Below are 15,371 nucleotides of genomic sequence, written 5' to 3'. Positions count from 1 at the left end.
GTAACCCATCGGGAGCGCGCCTATGAACGCCGCTGACGTCGTCATCGACATCTGTCTCGCCTCGGCCGAGGAGGCCCTGCGCTTCTCGGGATTCATCCAGGCCTTCCTGTCGCGCAACGGCTTTCCCTTCGTGATGATCCACGACGATCCGGATCTGACCGGCGCCCGCCGCAAGGTGGTGTTCGAAGACGTGGTGGTGGGCCGCAAGTTCGCCCGCGAATGGCGGATGGATCGCCTGACCGCCTGTGGGGCCTAGGGTTAGGGTCAAGCTCGCGTAACGCCGTTTGCGCTTTCGTGAAACGGGCTTAGATAGGGAGATCATTTCTCTCTGTCGCCGAGTTGCGCCATGAATGACCCCAAATCCGCCCTTCCTTCGGTCGTCGGTTCCGCGCTCGAGCTGATTGGCCGCACGCCGATGATCGAGGTTCGCAACCTCGACACCGGTCCGTGCCGGCTGTTTCTGAAGCTGGAAAACCAGAACCCCGGCGGCTCGATCAAGGACCGGGTGGCGCGCTCGATGATCGAGGCGGCCGAGGCCGACGGCAGCCTCAAGCCGGGCGGGACGATCATCGAGGCGACGGCCGGCAATACGGGACTGGGCCTGGCCCAGGTGGCGACCCTGAAGGGCTACAAGCTGATCCTGATCGTGCCGGACAAGATGGCGCGCGAGAAGATCCTGCATCTGCGGGCCATGGGCGTGGACGTTCGCCTGACCCGCAGCGACGTCGGCAAGGGCCATCCGGAATACTATCAGGACATGGCCCAGACCCTGGCCCAGTCGATCCCCGGCTCGATCTACGTCAACCAGTTCGAGAATCCGGCCAATCCGCTGGCCCACGAGACCACGACCGCGCCCGAGATCTTCGAGCAGATGGGTGGCGACATCGACGCGGTGGTCGTGGGCGTCGGCTCGGGCGGCACCCTGACGGGCGTCGGCCGGTTCATGGCCCGGCATTCGCCCAAGACGGAGATGGTGCTGGCCGACCCGGTCGGCTCGATCCTTTGCGACTACGTGGCGACCGGAACCTATGGCGAGGCCGGCTCGTGGATCGTCGAAGGCATCGGCGAGGACTTCATCCCGGCCAACGCCCAGATGGACCTGGTCAGGCACGCCTATTCGATCAGCGACCGCGAGAGCGTCGACACCGCCCGCCTGCTGCTGCGCAAGGAGGGGATCCTGGCCGGGTCGTCCTCGGGCACCCTGCTGGCGGCGGCGCTGCGCTATTGCCAGGCCCAGACCGAGCCCAAGCGGGTGGTGACGCTCGTCTGCGATACCGGCGCCAAATACCTGACCAAGATGTTCAACGACATGTGGCTGGCCGCCCACGGCTTCGACCAGCGCGAGCTGCACGGCGACCTGCGCGACCTGATCGCCAAGCGCTACGCCGACGGCGGCGTGGTGGCCATCGGGCCGGACGACACCCTGCTGACCGCCTACAACCGCATGCGCAGCGGCGACATCAGCCAGCTGCCGGTGGTCGACCACGGCAAGCTGGTCGGCATTCTCGACGAGAGCGACATCCTGGCCGCCGTCGAGGGGGTGGACGACGACGCTCGCGGCCCGAAGTTCAAGACCCTGGTCAGCGCGGCCATGACCCGGGCGGTCAACACCCTGCAATCCACCCAGGGCGTCGACGCCCTGCCCGACGTGTTCGACCGCGACGAGGTGGCCCTGGTCTGCGACGGCGACGAGTTCGTGGGCGTGATCACTCGGGTGGACCTGATCAACCACCTGCGCATGAGCGCCTGAGGCCGCGTTCGTCCGGCTTGCCGGACGCGCTCGCCCGCACCACTCTTCGTGTCACGCTTCGTCGCGTGGCGACCAAGGACCTTCCATGACCGACATCCCCGGCAAGAACCGCCTGGCCTTCGCCACCCGCACGATCCATGGCGGCCAGTTCCCCGATCCGACGACGGGGGCGGTGATGGTGCCGATCTACGCGACCTCGACCTATGTCCAGTCCAGCCCCGGCGAGCACAAGGGCTTCGAGTACAGCCGCAGCCACAACCCGACCCGCTTCGCCTTCGAGCGCTGCATCGCCGACCTCGAGAGCGGCGCGGCGGGCTTCGCCTTCGCCTCGGGCCTGGCGGCGGCCTCGACGATCCTGGAGATCCTCGACAGCGGCGCGCACGTGATCGCCAGCGACGACCTCTATGGCGGCTCGTTCCGATTGTTCGACAAGGTGCGCAAGCGTTCGGCGGGCCTGACGTTCAGCTTCGTCGACATGGGCGACATCGCGGCCATCGAGGCGGCGATCACGCCGGCCACCAAGATGATCTGGGTCGAGACGCCGACCAACCCGATGCTGCGCCTGGCGGACCTGTCGGCCATCGCCGCCCTGGCCAAGACGCACGGCCTGATCACCGTGGCCGACAACACCTTCGCCAGTCCCTTCGTCCAGCGGCCGCTGGAGCTGGGCTTCGATATCGTCATGCACTCGGCCACCAAGTACCTGAACGGCCACTCCGACGTGGTGGCCGGCGTGGCGGTGGTCGGCGACAACGCCGAGATCGCCGACAAGCTGAAGTTCCTGCAGAACGCCGTCGGCGCGGTGCTGGGGCCGTTCGACAGCTTCCTGGCGCTGCGCGGGGTCAAGACTCTGGCCCTGCGCATGCAGCGGGCCTGCGACAGCGCCCTGGCCATCGCCAAGTGGTTGTCGACCCGCAAGGACGTCGAGCGCGTGATCTATCCCGGGCTGCCCAGCCACCCGCAGCATGACCTGGCCAAGCGCCAGATGCACGGTGGGTTTGGCGGGATCATCTCGGTGGAGCTGAAGGGCGACGTCGACACCGCCAAGCGGATGCTGGAGCGCACGCGCCTGTTCACGCTGGCGGAAAGCCTGGGCGGGGTCGAGAGCCTGATCGAGCATCCGGCCATCATGACCCATGCCTCGATTCCGGCCGATCAGCGCGCCGCCCTGGGCATCTCCGATACGCTGATCAGGCTTTCGGTGGGGATTGAGGACTGCGAGGACCTGATCGCCGACCTTTCCGAGGCTTTGGCAACCTGAACAGGTGATGGTCGCTGTCGCCGGGCATGGCCGGCGACGGATCCGGGGCCTTGGACTTGCGCGGCGGCGGCAGCACCCGCGTCGGGTCCTCGGCCCACAGGTGGGCGGCCAGCATCAGGTCGGTCTTGACCGGGCCGTAGTCTTCCTTGGCCGTCCAGACGCGGATCGCGGCCTGGGCGAAGGCTTCGGAGAGGTCGACGACCTCGATCATCACCGCCGGCTCCTTGCGCACCCGCGGATCGCCCTCGGCCCGCTCGCGCATCTTCTGCAGCACCGAGACCAGATCGGTCTTCAGGGGAACCTTGAACACCACGTCGGCCCGCCGCGTGCGGTGGGTGGAGTAGTTGAGGATGACGTCGCCGAACACCTTGCTGTTGGGGATCATCACCTTGACGTTGTCGGGCGTGGCGATCTCGGTGAACAGCAGGTCCAGCGACTTGACCGTGCCGTTGCGGGTCGAGGTCTCGATCACGTCGCCGACCTTGTAGGGGCGGAAGAGCAGGATCATCACCCCGGCCGCCACGTTCGACAGGGCCCCCTGCAGGGCCAGGCCGATGGCCAGCGAGGCCGCGCCTAGCACCGCGATGATCGAGGTGGCCTGCACGCCCAGCTGCTGCAGCACCGCCACCAGGCCGACCGCCACCACCGCGTAGCGCACCAGCGAGGCGATGAAGCTTTCCAGGGTCGGGTCGGGGTTCTTGCGATGCACCCGGCCCAGGCCGCGTCGCGCGACGCCCGCCAGCCACCCGGCCACCCAGAAGGTGACGAACAGGATCAGGCCCGCCACCACCAGATTGACCGCCAGCTTGCCCAGCCAGTCGAGGAAGTGCCCGAACATGGTCTCGTCGGCTTTCACGTTGGCGATGGACGGAAGGGTGATGTCGGGTACGGCGTTCGGCTTGGTCTGCATGGGTCTCTCGATGGCGCCCCCGCCCCGTACCGTCAACGAAGACCCGTCAACGAACGAGGGCGCGGGCTGTTCCTTCTCCGCTAGCGCTTCGCCCTCGAGAAACACTCGGTTACATCAATTGGCTCGAAATCCCGCCGATCCGTCTCTAAGAGCGCCGGCCATGAGCATGTCCTTCATCGACCTCGCCGCGCAGCAGCGCCGGATCCGCGACAAGATCGACAAGGCGATCGCCGCCGTCCTCGACAGCGGGGCCTATGTGATGGGCCCGCAGGTGCGCGAGTTCGAGGCCAAGCTGGCGGCGTTCGGCCAGGCCAAGCTGGCCCTGTCGTGCGGCAACGGCACCGACGCCATCGTCTTGCCGCTGATGGCCTGGAACATCGGGCCGGGCGACGCGGTGTTCTGCCCGTCCTTCACCTTCGCCGCCACGGCCGAAGTCGTGCCGTGGGTGGGGGCCACGCCGGTGTTCGTCGACGTACTCCCCGACACCTTCAATCTCGATCCGGCCAAGCTGGAAGCGGCCATCGCCGGCGTGAAGGCCGATGGCAAGCTGACGCCCAAGGTGGTGATCGCCGTCGACCTGTTCGGCCAGCCCGCCGACTATCCGGCCATCAAGGCCATCTGCGAGCGCGAAGGCCTGAAGCTGATCGCCGACAGCGCCCAGGGCTTCGGCTGCACGCTGAACGGCAAGCATCCGCTGCACTGGGCCGACGTGGTCACCACCAGCTTCTTCCCGGCCAAGCCTCTGGGCTGCTACGGCGACGGCGGGGCAGTGCTGACCAACGACCAGGAGCTGTGGGACCTGATGGACAGCTACCGGGTGCACGGCAAGGCCGTGGCCCCGGACTTGGTCGGCCGCACCTTCGACCACGACACCAAGTACCTGAACACCCGCATCGGCATGAACTCGCGGCTGGATACGATCCAGGCGGCGATCCTGATCGAGAAGCTGGCGATCTTCCAGGAGGAGATCGATCTGCGCCAGGTCGTGGCCGACCGCTACGCCGAGGGCCTGGAGGGCGCGGTCATCGCCACGCCCAAGGTCATCGACGGCGGAATCTCGGTCTGGGCCCAGTACGTGATCGAGCACGCCAACCGCGACGGCCTGGCCGCCCACCTGAAGACCCAGGGCGTCCCGACGGCGGTCTATTATCCCGTGCCGATGCACGTGCAGGCGCCCTATGCCGACTTCCCGCGCGGGGCCGGCGGCCTGCCCGTGACCGAAGCCAAGGCCGAGACGGTGCTGGCTCTGCCGATGCATCCCTACCTGTCGGAAGTTGATCAGCGGCGCATCATCGACGCCATCCGCGCCTTCAACGGCTAGGTCCGCGCCCTGCGGGGCGACGGTGATCGGATGACGGGCATCCCGCCTTACGGGCGATCGCGGCGACATCGATGATCGGCGCCGCGATTGGCGGACTGTCACAAGACGCCTATATCGCGGGCCATCGCGTCTCGCGCCCGCCGGCGCTTCGGCGTCTCCGGCCCGTGAGTAGAGCGTCATGTCCTCCAGCACCCTCGTCGCCAGCAAAGCCGATAGCGGCCCCCATCTCGGCATGGGGTTCGGCCAGTTCGTCGCCCTGATCGCCGCGATGATGGCCACCAACGCCCTGGCCATCGACTCGATGCTGCCGGCCATGCCGCAGATCGGCGAGGCCCTGGGCATCGCCTCGGCCAATGAGCGCCAGTGGATCCTAACCGCCTATCTGCTGGGCTTCGGCGCGGCCCAGATCGTCTACGGCTCGCTGGCCGACCGGTTCGGGCGCAAGCCGGTGCTGATGGTCGGGCTGGCGCTCTATGTGGTGTTCGCCGCGCTCTGCGCCTTTTCCACCTCGTTCGAGATGCTGCTGATCGCCCGGGCCCTGTGCGGCGCGGGCGCGGCGGCCACGCGGGTGCTGTCGGTGTCGATCGTTCGCGACTGCTACAGCGGCCGGCAGATGGCGCGGGTGATGTCGCTGTCGTTCATCGTCTTCCTGGGCGTGCCGATCATCGCGCCGTCGGTGGGCCAGGCCATCCTGCTGGTCGCGCCGTGGCCGTGGGTGTTCGGGATCCTGGCGATCTTCGGCCTGGCGGTGATCGCCTGGGCGGCGGTGAAACTGCCCGAGACCCTGCACCCGGAGGACCGCGTCCCCCTGGCCGCCGGCCCGGTGCTGGCGGCGTTCAAGGAGTGCCTGACCAACCGCGTCGCCGTCGGCTACACCCTGGCCGCCACCCTGGTGCTGGGCGGACTGTTCGGCTTCCTCAACTCGGCCCAGCAGGTGTTCGTCGACGTGCTGGGGGCGGGCAAGGCCTTCACCCTGATCTTCGCGGCGATCGCGGGCGGCATCGCGGTCTCGTCCCTGCTCAACGCCCAGATCGTCGACAAGCTGGGCATGCGCCTGGTCTCGCACACGGCCCTGGTCGGCTACCTCGTCTTCGCGGCGATCCACGCGGTCGTCGCCTTGAGCGGCCACGAGACCCTGTGGACCTTCTCGCTGCTGCAGGCGGGGATGATGTTCTGTTTCGGCCTGGTGATGGGCAATTTCGGCGCGATCGCCATGGAGCCGCTGGGCCATCTGGCCGGCACGGCGGCCTCGGTGCAGGGTTTCATCACCACGATCGGCGGGGCGTTGATCGGCTTCTGGATCGGCCAGCTGTTCGACGGCACCACAGTGCCCCTGACCCTGGGTTTCGCCGGCTTCGGCGTCGCCGGGCTGGTGGCCGTCCTGATCACCGAGAAGGGGCGGATGTTCCACGCCGGCACGGGCGCCCCGGCGGCCGAGGGGGCGGGGTTCCACTAGAGCATTTTCGAGCGAAGTGGATGCCGGTTCGCGTGAAGAAAATGCGCTGAAACAAAAACCTAGAGTCCCGGCCTGATGCAATCAGGTCGGGACTCTAGGCTTCAGTCCAGCATCCGCTCCAGGGTCTCCAGTTCGTCCGCCTCGCGCGACGGCTTGTCCCAGCGGATGCGGTTGATGCGGGGAAAGCGCATGGCCACGCCGGACTTGTGGCGGGTCGAGCGCTGCAGCCCCTCGAACGCCACCTCGAACACCAGGCCGAACTCCAGGTCGGCGCGCACCGAGCGCACGGGACCGAACCGCTCGATCGTGTGGTCGCGCACGAACTTGTCGATCTGTTTCAGCTCCTCGTCGGTGAAGCCGAAATAGGCCTTGCCCACCGGCGTCAGGTGACGCGTCCCCGTCTCGTCCTCGCGCCAGACCCCGAAGGTGTAGTCGGAATAGAAGCTGGACCGCTTGCCGTGGCCGCGCTGGGCGTACATCAGCACCGCGTCGATCAGGCGGGGATCGCGCTTCCACTTGAACCATGGGCCCTTGGGTCGGCCCGGTTCGTAGACGCTGTCCCAGCGCTTCAGCATCAGCCCCTCGGCGATGGCCGGATCGCCCTCGGGCGGTGTGGCGCGCAGGGCGGCCAGGCCTTCCCAGGTGTCGAACGGCTGGATCGGCGACAGGTCGATGCGCGGGCTCTTGGCCTGGGCCACGAAGGCCTCCAGCCGCTTGCGGCGCTCGACGAACGGCAGGCCGCGCAGGTCGGTCTCGCCGTCCAGCAGCAGGTCGTAGGCGCGGATGCCGGCGGGAAAGGTCTGCAGCTGCTTGGCGTCGACCGTCTTGCGGTTCAGCCGCTGCTGCAGGTCGCCGAACGAGGCCACCGCCCCGCCCCGCAGGACCAGCAGTTCGCCGTCGATCGCCCCCTCGAAGGTCAGGGCGTCCAGCACGTCCGGGAAGGTCGCCGAGATGTCGTCGCCGGTGCGGGTGTAGAGCCGCCGCTGGCCGCGCTCGCTGACCGCCTGGACGCGGATGCCGTCCCACTTCCACTCGGCGGCGTAGTCGGCGGGGTCGAGCTTGGCGAAGTCGACCGCCTCGTCGATCGCCTGGGCCAGCATCACCGGCCGGAACCGGCCCGGCGCGTCGGGCGAGGGCTGTTCAGAGCGCCCTTCCAGCCAGGCGAACAGGTCGCCATAGGGCGGGGTCATGGCGTGCCAGACCTCCTCGACCTGGCCGATCTCGACCCCGCCGAAGTCGGCGCAGGCCTGCTTGGCCAGCCGCGCCGAGACGCCCACCCGCAGGCCGCCGGTCATCAGCTTCAGCAGCGCCCAGCGGCCGTCGGCGTCCAGGGCGTCCAGCCAGCTCTCGATCAGCCGCTGCACCTCGGTGCGCGAGGCCGTGCGCAGGCTTTCGACCACTTCCGACAGGTCCGGCTCGCGATTGGCGCCGGGCTTTTCCGGCCAGACCAGGGCGACGGTCTCGGCCAGGTCGCCGACATAGTCGTAGGACCAGGCGAACAGCTGGGCGTCCATCCGGCTCTCCACCGCCTTGCGGATGAAGGCCGGCTTGGCGGCGTTGAACGACAAGGCTCCGGTCAGGGCCGCCAGCACCCAGCCGCGCTCGGGATCGGGCGTTTCGCGCAGGAAGTCCTTGATCAGGGTCAGCTTGGCGTTGCGCGAGCTGGTCAGGGACAGCCGGTCGAGAAGGTGGGCGAAGGCGCGCATGGTCGCCATTCAACGCGCGAGATCGCCGCGCGGCCAAGCCTTTCGTATGGCCAAGCTCGAATGGCCGCGATAGCTTCGGCTGAGTTGTTTGGGGGAACACGTCTTGCGTCAGTTTGAAGCCGCCGCCGCGGCCATGGTTCTTTGCATCGCCGCGCCCGCGTTCGCGGCCGAGCAGCCTTCCACGCCGCCGGCCGTGACGGCCTCCGCGCCCGACCTGTCCTGGCAGGACAGGCTTCAACGCCATACGGGCGTCGTGGATCTGCCGGAGGCCAAGGCCAGGCTCAATCTCGGAAACGACTACTACTATCTCGACGCCGCCGCCTCGCGACGAGTGCTGGTCGAGGGCTGGGGCAATCCGCCGGACGCCGCCGACGGTGTGCTGGGCATGATCTTTCCGGCGCGCTTCAAGCCGCTGGACGGGCCGTCCTGGGGCGCGGTGATCACCTATCAGGACTCGGGCTATGTCGCCGACAAGGACGCGCGCGACACCGACTACGACAAGCTGCTGGACGACCTGCGCAAGTCCGAGTCCGACGACAACGCCGAGCGCGAGAAGGCCGGCTATCCCAGCCTGCATCTGGTGGGCTGGGCCGAGCGCCCGACCTATGACGCCGCCCGGCACGTGGTGATCTGGGCGCGCGACCTGAAGGCCGGCAATGCGTCGGTCGACACCCTGAACTACGACATCCGCCTGCTGGGCCGGAAGGGCGTGCTGAGCCTGAACGTCATCTCCAGCATCAACGACCTGCCCGAGGTGCGCGCCGCCGCCAGCCATATCGGCGACCAGGCCGGCTTCGTGCCGGGCCAGACCTATGCCGACTTCCACAAGGGCCAGGACAAGATGGCCGAATACGGCGTCGCGGGCCTGATCGCCGCCGGCGTCGGGGCCGCGGCCGCCAAGAAGCTGGGCCTGCTGGCGATCCTGGTGGTGTTCCTGAAAAAGGGCGCGGTGCTGGTGGTGGCCGCGTTCGGCGGGGTCGCCGCCTGGTTCCGCCGGACGTTCCTGGGTCAGAAGGACGTCGGGACCAAGAAGAGCTCGGCGCCGCCCAAGGGCCCCGACCTGATCTCCTAGGTCGGGGCTCGGGTCGGCGAGGGCTCAGGCTTGAAGTCAATTCGAACATCTGTTTGAATTGACCTTGTCCGCGCATCCGGACCCGGAGGCGACCATGACCCCGCCCGAGCCCTTCGTCCCGCATCCCCGCAAGAGTCCGCTGACCACGCCGTGGGAGCCGATCTTCGCCGACATCCGCGAGGATCGCTGGGTGCTGGCGGTCGAGGTGCGCGAACCGCACACCAATTCGCGCGGCAATCCGCATGGCGGCCTGCTCGCCGCCCTGGCCGACAACGCCATGGGCCTGTCGTGCGGGGTGATGCTGAGCCGGCTGAAGATCCCGAGCCAGGGTTTGGTCACCGTCTCGCTGGGGCTCGACTACATCGCCGCCGCCCAACTCGGCCAGTGGCTGGCCTTCGACACCGACTTCATCAAGCCCGGCAAGAGCCTGTGCTACGCCGAGGCCACGGTGTCGGCGGACGGCAAGCCGGTGGCGCGGGCGCGGGCGACGTTCAAGGTGGTGTGAGCCATGCTCGTCACAGGGCCGCGACGACATCGATCTCCACCCGGTCCGGCGCCCGAGGCAGCATCACGACGATCGGGTTCTTGAAGAAGCCGCCGCAGCCGAGGATCGCGGCCGAGACATAGAGCGTGTCGTCCTTCAGGCCGACCCGTATCGGGCCGCCATAATAGGCGCCGTCGAAGCTGGGCACGACGTTGCGAACCAGGAACGGTTTCAGGCCGGGATTGGCGTCGAGCAGGGCGGCGGACCCCAGCAGGTCCGTCGCCTGCGCCAGGTCGAGAGCCACCAGCGGCGCGGCGTCGAGCCGGCTGGCGGCCTCAGCCCGCCGGTTCGCCGGAATTGCGCCGATCGCGGATCTGGGAACCAGGCTGGTCGCACCCGATCGGCCGCGTGTGACCCAGGTCTGGTAGGCGTCGGTCGCGGCCGGGCACGTCACGAGCGGCGCGTCGGCGTAGCGCGGCAGGGAAGGGCGGCCATGGGCCTGGGGCGCCAGAAGCAGCGCCAGGATGATCGCGGACACGGGTCGCTCCTTTTCCACCGGCGGTGATCATGCCGGCGGCCATCAGGAAAGGCCATGGCGTCGGCGTCGAGCCTACTCCCCCTCCTCCTCGTCATAGCCCACCAGCCGCAGCGCCTTGGCCGGGATGCCCTCCAGCTCGCACCAGCGCTCCAGGGCCTCCTCGCGGCCGTGGGTGATCCACACCTCGCCGGGGCGCAGCTCGTCCAGGGTGGCGGTCAGTTCGTCCCAGTCGGCGTGGTCGGAGATGATCAACGGCAGTTCCACGCCCCGCTGACGGGCCCGGGCCCGTACCCGCATCCAGCCGCTGGCGAAACAGTCGACCGGATCGGGAAAGCGCCGCGACCAGCGGTCGGCCAAGGCCGAGGGCGGGGCGACGATGATCGCGCCCTCGAAGTCCTTCTTGGTTCCCGTGGTGGCGGGCGCCAGCGGACCCAGGTCGACGCCATGGCGTTCGTAGAGACGGTTCAGACGGTCCATCGCGCCATGCACGTGGATCGTCTTGTCCCACCCGGCCTCACGCAGCAGCTTGATCACCCGCTGGGCCTTGCCCAGGGCGTAGGCGCCGACGATGTGCGAGCGCTCGGGGAACTGCTCGACCGACTTCAGCAGGGCGGCGATCTCGCCCCTGTCGTCGGGATGGCGAAACACCGGCAGGCCGAAGGTCGCCTCGGTCACGAACACGTCGCAGGGCACGGGCTCGAAGGGCGGGCAGGTGGGGTCGCGGCGGCGCTTGTAGTCGCCGGAGACGACGATGGTCATGCCCTTCCAGCGCACCACGGCCTGGGCCGAGCCCAGCACGTGGCCGGCGGGGACGAGCCCGACCTCGACGCCGTTGTGGGTGAAGCTCTGGCCGTAGGCGATCGGTTCGCGGCGACCGGCGAAGTCCTTGCCATAGCGTTCGGCCATGATCGCCAGGGTCTCGGGCGTGGCGGCGACCACCCCGTGGCCGGCCCGGGCGTGGTCGGCGTGGCCATGGGTGATCACCGCCCGGTCCACGGGGCGGACGGGGTCGATATAGAAGTCCCCGGGCGGGCAGTAGAGCCCGTCGGGCCTCGGACAGATCAGGTCTTGCGGCTTCATCACGGTGGATATGGGAACGCGGCTGGCTATAAGCGTATCCCGATGACCGACGAAGAACACCGCGCGATAGCCCAGGCGATGAACGAGGGCAGTCCCCAGGCCAAGGCCTTGGGGTTCGAGACCCTGGAGATCGGCCACGCGGTCGCCATCCTGAAGGTCCCCTATCGACCGGAGATCGTCGGCGACCCGGAGACGGGCGTCATCGCCGGCGGGGTGGTGACAACCCTGCTGGACCATACCTGCGGCCAGGCGGTGCACGCGGCCCAGTCCGAATGGGGCTTCATCGCCACCCTGGACCTTCGTATCGACTACATGCGGCCGGCCGAGCCGGGGCGCGACATCAAGGCCCGGGCCCACTGCTACAAGCTGACCCGCTCGATCGCCTTCGTGCGGGCCGTGGCCTACGAGGACGACCCGGACGACCCGATCGCCGCCGCCCAGGCCGCCTTCATGCTGGACTCCAGCGCCGGCCGGAAACCCGGGGCCAACTTCAAGCCGCCGCGCGAGAGCAATTCGGGGGACGTGGTATGAGCGACGCCCTCCTCGGAAGCGCCCAGGAGCGCCTGAACGCCGTCCTCGCCTCGATCCCCTACGCCCGGTTCATCGGCGTGCGGGCCGAGCTGGCCGGCGACGAGATGACGGCGGTCCTGCCGTTCTCGGACCTGATCGTCGGCAATCCGATCCTGCCCGCCATCCACGGCGGCGTGCTGGGCGCGTTCATGGAGATGACCGCCCTGGCCCAGCTGTCGATCGTCGAACCGCTGAAGCGCCAGCCGCGCACCATCGACGTCTCGATCGAGTACCTGCGCTCGGGCCGGCCCCTGGTCACCTATGCCCGGGCCGAGATCAAGAAGGTCGGCCGCCGCATCGCCAACGTCCATGTCGAGGCCTGGCAGGAACAGCGCGCCAACCCGATCGCGGCCCTGCGCGGCCACTTCCTACTGAGCTCGGCGGAGGAGTAAGGGCGTCTCGCTCTGGGTTGCTCGAAAGGACAGCCCCGGGTTTGGATCATATCGACCACCGATATGCGCCGAACGTGGGTCTCCGAGGGTAAAATGTTGCTAAGTGACGTTTGATAACAACGACATTACGCTCCTGTAATGCGAGTTTACGGCGTCAACGTTTCTTAAAAACGCTTCATGAAGCAAAGGTAACGGGTGTTCACCAACCCGCGGGCCTATACCCCTGATCACCGGACGCGGACGGCGCGCCGGACAACAGGGAACCAAGACAATGACCTTCTCGAACAACGCCTTCGCCGGTTTCGCCAGCCTCGTTCTGGCCATGCTGCCCCTCGTCGTGATCGCCGGTTCGCTCGTCACGAGCTTCTAAGTGATCGCCGCGTAGCTCCACCGGTTCGCGACCCCCTCAGGCTCCCAGAGCCTCTCGGGCCGCCCGGTGGAGAAGGGCGTGACGATGCGCCAGACGATCGATGTCGGCGTCATATCCGCCGCCGATCACCCCGGTCACGGGGATACTTCTTTCCAGACATGAGCCCAGGACGAACGCCTCGCGCCGCGCCAGGCCCTCGTCGCTCAAACTCAGCCGCCCCAGCTTGTCGTCCGCGTGTGGATCGACCCCGGCGTTGAAGAACACCAGGTCCGGCGCCACGCGCGCCAGCAGGTCCGGCAAGATCACTTCCAGCTTTTCCAGATAGGCCGCGTCGCCCGTGCCGTCGGCCAGGTCGATGTCCAGATCGCTCGTCGCCTTGCGGGCCGGGAAGTTCTTTTCGGCGTGCATCGAGAAGGTGAAGACGCTGGCGTCTTCCTCGAAGATCCGCGCGGTGCCGTCGCCCTGGTGGACGTCCAGATCGACGACCAGGACCTGGCCGACCTTGCCCTCCTCCAGCAACCGCCGCGCCGCCACCGCCACGTCGTTGAACACGCAGAACCCCGCGCCGGTGTCGGCCTGGGCGTGATGGCTGCCGCCGGCGGTGTTGCAGGCGATCCCGTGCTCCAGCGCCAGGCGCGCCGCCGCCAGGGTGCCGCCGACCGCCGCCTGGGCCCGCCGGGCCACCGAGTCGGTGTTGGGCAGGCCGACCCTTCGCGCCACGTCGACCGGCAGGGTCAGGTCGATGACGCCGCGCACATAGGCCTCGTCGTGGACCAGCAGCAGGCTCTCCAGGTCGATCGGCTCGGGCAGGACGAAGCCGTCCGGACCGGCCACGCCCTCGGCCTCCAGCACCGCGGCCAGGCGCGAGAACTTGTCCATCGGGAACCGGTGCCCAGGCGGCATCTCGGCGCGGAAGGCGGGGTGGTGGATGATCGGCGGAAAGCGGGCGGCCATGACCCATCAATGGGAAAGGTGACGACGTGACGCAAGGTCACGACTTGCCCCGCTGGTCCCGCGCGCCTAACGAGCGTTCATGCGTACGCCCGAAGACCTCGCCGAAATCCTCGACCTCGAAGCCATCGAGGTGAACCTGTTCCGGGGCCGCAGCCCCAACGACGGCCCGCCCCGCATCTTCGGCGGCCTGGTCATCGCCCAGGCCCTGATGGCGGCCTACAAGACCGTGCCCGAGCGAATCTGCCACTCGCTGCACGCCTATTTCATCCGGCCCGGCGACGTGAACGCCCCGGTGCTCTACGAGGTCGAGCGGGCCCGCGACGGCGGCACCTTCACCACCCGCCGGGTGGCGGCGATCCAGCATGGCGAGCAGATCTTCAACCTGGCCGCCTCGTTCCAGACCCCGGAGGCGGGGCTGGAGCACCAGGCCCAGATGCCGTCGGCCCCCGATCCGGAGAGCCTGCCCACCGACGCTGAATACGCGCGCTCACTGGGCGACGAGGCGCCGCCCGGCTTCGTGAAGTTCGCCGAGTCGCCGCGCCCGATCGACCTGCGCTGGGTCGATCCGCAGCATCCGGGCAAGCCGGTTCCCAAGCCGGGCAACAAGGAAGTCTGGATGCGGGCCAAGGCGCCGATCGGCGACAATGTCCGCCTGCAGCAGTGCGCCCTGGCCTACGCGTCCGACATGGCCTTCATGGAAAGCGCCCTGCGTCCGCACGCCCTGGTCTGGACCTCGCCGAACCTGCAGGCCGCCAGCCTGGACCACGCCATGTGGTTCCATCACCCGTTCGACTTCAACGACTGGATCCTGTTCTCGCAGGACAGCCCCTCGGCCTCGCAGGGTCGCGGCCTGGTGCGCGGTCAGATGTTCACGCGCGACGGCAAGCTGGTGGCCTCGGTGGCCCAGGAATGCCTGATGCGGGTGCGCGAGCGCTAGCCGACCGCGATCGTCGCCACGCCGGCCTGGGTCAGGCCGCGCAGCAGCGAGGCCACGTGCATGGCGACGGTCAGCTCGCCCGCCAGGGCCATGCGCACGGCCTCGGCGGCGGGCACCCAGAAGCGCTCGATGCGCTCGGTGGGGTCGTCCTTGGGTTCGGCGACCTGGACGACGTCGCGGGCCAGCAGGGTGTGGACGCGGTTGGTGTGGGTGCCGGCGTTGGGCCAGGAGTCGCCCACATAGGAGACTTCACCCGCGCAGCCGGTCTCTTCCAGCAGCTCGCGGGCCCCGGCGATGCGTGGATCGGTGTCGGTCGGCTCCATGCCGCCGGCGGGCAGTTCGATCGTGAACCCGCCCATGGCGTGCCGATACTGCCGGATCAGCAGCACGTTGTTCGCCGCGTCCAGGGCCACGACCTCGACCCAGTCGGGATATTCCAGCACGTAGTAGGGCGCGATCTCGACGCCGTCGTCGGTCAGGCAATCGTCGGCCCGGACAGCGATCCAGCGATCCTTGTGGACATAGCGCGAGGCGGTCACCCGCCATTTGCCGTCGAGCGCCATGCCTGAA

The 15,371-nt window shown here is 68.4% G+C and carries 16 protein-coding genes; 10 read left to right on the top strand and 6 right to left on the bottom strand.

What is annotated here, in order from left to right:
* Positions 1 to 22: 22 nt before the first annotated feature.
* The 3 genes from G3M62_RS23670 to G3M62_RS23660 all read left to right on the top strand — a co-directional run bounded on the left by G3M62_RS23670 (position 23) and on the right by G3M62_RS23660 (position 3,011).
* Positions 23 to 256 carry a hypothetical protein gene (locus G3M62_RS23670; RefSeq protein WP_165190991.1) on the top strand — a complete coding sequence of 78 codons (234 nt, stop codon included), beginning with the start codon at positions 23 to 25 and terminating at the stop codon, positions 254 to 256.
* A gap of 90 nt (positions 257 to 346) precedes the next feature.
* A complete protein-coding gene (locus G3M62_RS23665) occupies positions 347 to 1,750 on the top strand; it encodes a pyridoxal-phosphate dependent enzyme (RefSeq protein WP_165190990.1) in 1,404 nt (467 codons plus the stop codon).
* Between the two features lie 85 nt (positions 1,751 to 1,835).
* Positions 1,836 to 3,011, top strand: coding sequence for a trans-sulfuration enzyme family protein (locus G3M62_RS23660; RefSeq protein ID WP_165190989.1), 1,176 nt, complete (start codon positions 1,836 to 1,838; stop codon positions 3,009 to 3,011).
* Here the strand turns inward: G3M62_RS23660 and G3M62_RS23655 are convergent.
* Positions 2,941 to 3,921 carry a mechanosensitive ion channel family protein gene (locus tag G3M62_RS23655; protein WP_165190988.1) on the bottom strand — a complete coding sequence of 327 codons (981 nt, stop codon included), beginning with the start codon at positions 3,919 to 3,921 and terminating at the stop codon, positions 2,941 to 2,943. The genes G3M62_RS23660 and G3M62_RS23655 overlap by 71 nt on opposite strands.
* Positions 3,922 to 4,081: 160 nt before the next feature.
* Here G3M62_RS23655 and G3M62_RS23650 point away from each other — a divergent pair, with 160 nt between their 5' ends.
* Complete coding sequence (locus tag G3M62_RS23650) at positions 4,082 to 5,242, top strand: DegT/DnrJ/EryC1/StrS family aminotransferase (protein WP_165190987.1); 1,161 nt, start codon at positions 4,082 to 4,084, stop codon at positions 5,240 to 5,242.
* A 232-nt stretch (positions 5,243 to 5,474) separates the two neighbouring features.
* The gene (locus tag G3M62_RS23645; protein ID WP_165191422.1) at positions 5,475 to 6,698 is read left to right on the top strand and encodes a multidrug effflux MFS transporter; all 1,224 of its coding nucleotides are present in this window, start codon (positions 5,475 to 5,477) and stop codon (positions 6,696 to 6,698) included.
* A 101-nt stretch (positions 6,699 to 6,799) separates the two neighbouring features.
* On the opposite strand, the gene G3M62_RS23640 is transcribed toward G3M62_RS23645, so the two are convergent.
* Positions 6,800 to 8,413, bottom strand: coding sequence for a cisplatin damage response ATP-dependent DNA ligase (locus G3M62_RS23640; RefSeq protein ID WP_165190986.1), 1,614 nt, complete (start codon positions 8,411 to 8,413; stop codon positions 6,800 to 6,802).
* Positions 8,414 to 8,507: 94 nt separating this feature from the next.
* Between G3M62_RS23640 and G3M62_RS23635 the strand changes: the two genes are divergently transcribed.
* Together G3M62_RS23635 and G3M62_RS23630 are read left to right on the top strand one after the other, a co-directional pair.
* Positions 8,508 to 9,476 carry a DUF2167 domain-containing protein gene (locus G3M62_RS23635; RefSeq protein WP_165190985.1) on the top strand — a complete coding sequence of 323 codons (969 nt, stop codon included), beginning with the start codon at positions 8,508 to 8,510 and terminating at the stop codon, positions 9,474 to 9,476.
* A gap of 94 nt (positions 9,477 to 9,570) precedes the next feature.
* Complete coding sequence (locus tag G3M62_RS23630) at positions 9,571 to 9,981, top strand: PaaI family thioesterase (RefSeq protein WP_165190984.1); 411 nt, start codon at positions 9,571 to 9,573, stop codon at positions 9,979 to 9,981.
* 10 nt (positions 9,982 to 9,991) lie between these two features.
* Here G3M62_RS23630 and G3M62_RS23625 read toward each other — a convergent pair whose 3' ends face one another.
* Entirely contained in the window at positions 9,992 to 10,498 is a 507-nt protein-coding gene (locus G3M62_RS23625; RefSeq protein ID WP_165190983.1) for a hypothetical protein, read from the bottom strand.
* 72 nt (positions 10,499 to 10,570) lie between these two features.
* Positions 10,571 to 11,578 carry a ligase-associated DNA damage response exonuclease gene (locus tag G3M62_RS23620; protein ID WP_165190982.1) on the bottom strand — a complete coding sequence of 336 codons (1,008 nt, stop codon included), beginning with the start codon at positions 11,576 to 11,578 and terminating at the stop codon, positions 10,571 to 10,573.
* A 42-nt stretch (positions 11,579 to 11,620) separates the two neighbouring features.
* Here G3M62_RS23620 and G3M62_RS23615 point away from each other — a divergent pair, with 42 nt between their 5' ends.
* Complete coding sequence (locus G3M62_RS23615) at positions 11,621 to 12,109, top strand: PaaI family thioesterase (protein ID WP_165190981.1); 489 nt, start codon at positions 11,621 to 11,623, stop codon at positions 12,107 to 12,109.
* Positions 12,106 to 12,540: a PaaI family thioesterase gene (locus G3M62_RS23610; RefSeq protein ID WP_165190980.1), complete on the top strand. Its 435-nt coding sequence runs from the start codon at positions 12,106 to 12,108 to the stop codon at positions 12,538 to 12,540. The genes G3M62_RS23615 and G3M62_RS23610 overlap by 4 nt, the downstream gene beginning before the upstream one ends.
* Positions 12,541 to 12,946: 406 nt before the next feature.
* Here G3M62_RS23610 and G3M62_RS23605 read toward each other — a convergent pair whose 3' ends face one another.
* Positions 12,947 to 13,864 carry a histone deacetylase family protein gene (locus G3M62_RS23605; protein ID WP_165190979.1) on the bottom strand — a complete coding sequence of 306 codons (918 nt, stop codon included), beginning with the start codon at positions 13,862 to 13,864 and terminating at the stop codon, positions 12,947 to 12,949.
* 79 nt (positions 13,865 to 13,943) lie between these two features.
* On the opposite strand from G3M62_RS23605, the gene G3M62_RS23600 reads away from it, so the two are divergent.
* Positions 13,944 to 14,801: an acyl-CoA thioesterase gene (locus tag G3M62_RS23600; RefSeq protein ID WP_165190978.1), complete on the top strand. Its 858-nt coding sequence runs from the start codon at positions 13,944 to 13,946 to the stop codon at positions 14,799 to 14,801.
* On the opposite strand, the gene G3M62_RS23595 is transcribed toward G3M62_RS23600, so the two are convergent.
* The gene (locus G3M62_RS23595) at positions 14,798 to 15,364 is read right to left on the bottom strand and encodes an NUDIX hydrolase (protein WP_165190977.1); all 567 of its coding nucleotides are present in this window, start codon (positions 15,362 to 15,364) and stop codon (positions 14,798 to 14,800) included. The genes G3M62_RS23600 and G3M62_RS23595 overlap by 4 nt on opposite strands.
* Positions 15,365 to 15,371: the final 7 nt, after the last annotated feature.

The organism is Caulobacter soli, assembly GCF_011045195.1.
In the GTDB taxonomy this organism is placed as follows: domain Bacteria; phylum Pseudomonadota; class Alphaproteobacteria; order Caulobacterales; family Caulobacteraceae; genus Caulobacter; species Caulobacter soli.
This window is presented reverse-complemented; position numbering and strand designations above follow the sequence as displayed.

Coding starts and splice junctions, on each gene's coding strand:
- G3M62_RS23670 (WP_165190991.1), top strand. CDS start 23: ATGAACGCCGCTGACGTCGTCATCGACATCTGTCTCGCCTCGGCCGAG.
- G3M62_RS23665 (WP_165190990.1), top strand. CDS start 347: ATGAATGACCCCAAATCCGCCCTTCCTTCGGTCGTCGGTTCCGCGCTC.
- G3M62_RS23660 (WP_165190989.1), top strand. CDS start 1,836: ATGACCGACATCCCCGGCAAGAACCGCCTGGCCTTCGCCACCCGCACG.
- G3M62_RS23655 (WP_165190988.1), bottom strand. CDS start 3,921: ATGCAGACCAAGCCGAACGCCGTACCCGACATCACCCTTCCGTCCATC.
- G3M62_RS23650 (WP_165190987.1), top strand. CDS start 4,082: ATGAGCATGTCCTTCATCGACCTCGCCGCGCAGCAGCGCCGGATCCGC.
- G3M62_RS23645 (WP_165191422.1), top strand. CDS start 5,475: ATGGGGTTCGGCCAGTTCGTCGCCCTGATCGCCGCGATGATGGCCACC.
- G3M62_RS23640 (WP_165190986.1), bottom strand. CDS start 8,413: ATGGCGACCATGCGCGCCTTCGCCCACCTTCTCGACCGGCTGTCCCTG.
- G3M62_RS23630 (WP_165190984.1), top strand. CDS start 9,571: ATGACCCCGCCCGAGCCCTTCGTCCCGCATCCCCGCAAGAGTCCGCTG.
- G3M62_RS23620 (WP_165190982.1), bottom strand. CDS start 11,578: ATGAAGCCGCAAGACCTGATCTGTCCGAGGCCCGACGGGCTCTACTGC.
- G3M62_RS23615 (WP_165190981.1), top strand. CDS start 11,621: ATGACCGACGAAGAACACCGCGCGATAGCCCAGGCGATGAACGAGGGC.
- G3M62_RS23610 (WP_165190980.1), top strand. CDS start 12,106: ATGAGCGACGCCCTCCTCGGAAGCGCCCAGGAGCGCCTGAACGCCGTC.
- G3M62_RS23605 (WP_165190979.1), bottom strand. CDS start 13,864: ATGGCCGCCCGCTTTCCGCCGATCATCCACCACCCCGCCTTCCGCGCC.
- G3M62_RS23600 (WP_165190978.1), top strand. CDS start 13,944: ATGCGTACGCCCGAAGACCTCGCCGAAATCCTCGACCTCGAAGCCATC.
- G3M62_RS23595 (WP_165190977.1), bottom strand. CDS start 15,364: ATGGCGCTCGACGGCAAATGGCGGGTGACCGCCTCGCGCTATGTCCAC.